This is a genomic window from Microvirga sp. KLBC 81 (genome assembly GCF_003075415.1).
Classification (GTDB): domain Bacteria; phylum Pseudomonadota; class Alphaproteobacteria; order Rhizobiales; family Beijerinckiaceae; genus Microvirga.
In genome coordinates this window covers 1-1,326 of the sequence record NZ_QDAH01000242.1, presented here as the reverse complement: position 1 = coordinate 1,326, position 1,326 = coordinate 1, and the positions used below count along the sequence as shown (strand labels likewise).

2 protein-coding genes are annotated in these 1,326 nt (G+C 63.7%); both read left to right on the top strand.

Annotated elements, in window-relative coordinates; genetic code table 11:
- Positions 1-172 precede the first annotated feature (172 nt).
- Positions 173-706, top strand: coding sequence for an IS630 family transposase (locus tag DC522_RS33520; RefSeq protein ID WP_165820446.1), 534 nt, complete (start codon positions 173-175; stop codon positions 704-706).
- On the top strand, positions 633-1,238 hold the full coding sequence (locus DC522_RS35315) for an IS630 family transposase (RefSeq protein ID WP_245444767.1): 606 nt from the start codon (positions 633-635) through the stop codon (positions 1,236-1,238). Before DC522_RS33520 ends, DC522_RS35315 begins: the two co-directional genes overlap by 74 nt.
- Positions 1,239-1,326: the final 88 nt, after the last annotated feature.

Sequence of the window (1,326 nt, the reverse complement as noted above, 5' to 3'; positions counted from 1 at the left end):
GGTCTGGAAGAAGTAACGTAGAGGGCATCTCTCACAGTCGATCAGGACCGCAGTTTCCTCACCCGCGCACAGGTCTCCTTTATACCTGCTCAGGGAATTGCTGACTCGGGTTTGCGACGGTGTGCCTGCCGTGATTCACTGATGGCCAGGGGCGGTGTTGATGGAGATCAGCATGGCCGGGCTTCCGATCCGTCAGGACTACTCGCCTTCAGAGCTGCGCTCGCGTGCGGCCCATGAGAAGGATTGCCGGGCCGCCTTGCGGCTCCTGGCCATTGCCAATGCGCTCGAGGGCATGACCCGCGCCGAGGCGGCGCGACTGGCCGGCATGGAGCGCCAGGCCCTGCATGATGCCATCCAACGCTTCAATACTGAAGGCCCTGACGGTCTGCACGACCGCCCTCGCTCTGGCCGCCCGGAGCAACTCACGCCCGGTCAGCAGGCGGCCTTGAAGGCGCATATCCTGCGTGGGCCCCAACCGGAGCGTGATGGGGTCAGCGCTTGGCGTCTGGTCGATCTGTGCGCGTACGTCGAGCAAACCTACAGTGTCAGCTACAGTCAGTGGGGACTGTCATCTCTGCTCAAGCGCCTCGGTCTCTCCCGCCAGAAGACGCGCCCCTCGCACCCCAAGGGCAATCCGGCCGCGCAGGCGGCGTTCAAAAAACCAGCTCCCGTCAAAGCTGCAAGGCATCGCGACGAAGCACCCTGACGCACGTCTCCAGGTTTGGTGCGAGGACGAGGCACGCTTTGGCCAGAAGGGTCGCACGACACGGGTGTGGTACGAGCGCGGCGTGCGTCCGCCCGGCGTGGTCGATCAGCGTTTTGAGAGCCTATACCTGTTTGCCGCGTGCCGACCCGGCACGGACGAGACCTTCGCGCTGGCCCTGCCGCGGGCGAACGCGGAGGCAATGACTGTCTTTCTGGAGCACTTTTCTCAGCATCTTGAGCCAGGGGTGCACGCGGTGCTCGTGCTGGATCAGGCCGGTTGGCACGACGTGCGGGCTTTGCATGTGCCAGAGACGATCACGTTGCTGCCGTTGCCGTCAGCGTCACCCGCGCTGAACCCGGTCGAACGGGTCTGGCTCTACCTGCGCGAGCGCTATCTCTCGCATCGCGTCCTGGATGGCTATGAGGGGGTGCTGGAGGCCGTCTGCCGGGCCTGGAACAGACTTCTCGACGAGACTGGCCGCCTCACAACCCTGACAGCCTACCCGTATCTGACCGCGTCAGCAATTCCCTGAGCAGGTATAAAGAGACCTGTGCGCGGGTGAGGAAACTGCGGTCCTGATCGACTGTGAGAGATGCCCTCTACGTTACTTCTTCCAGACC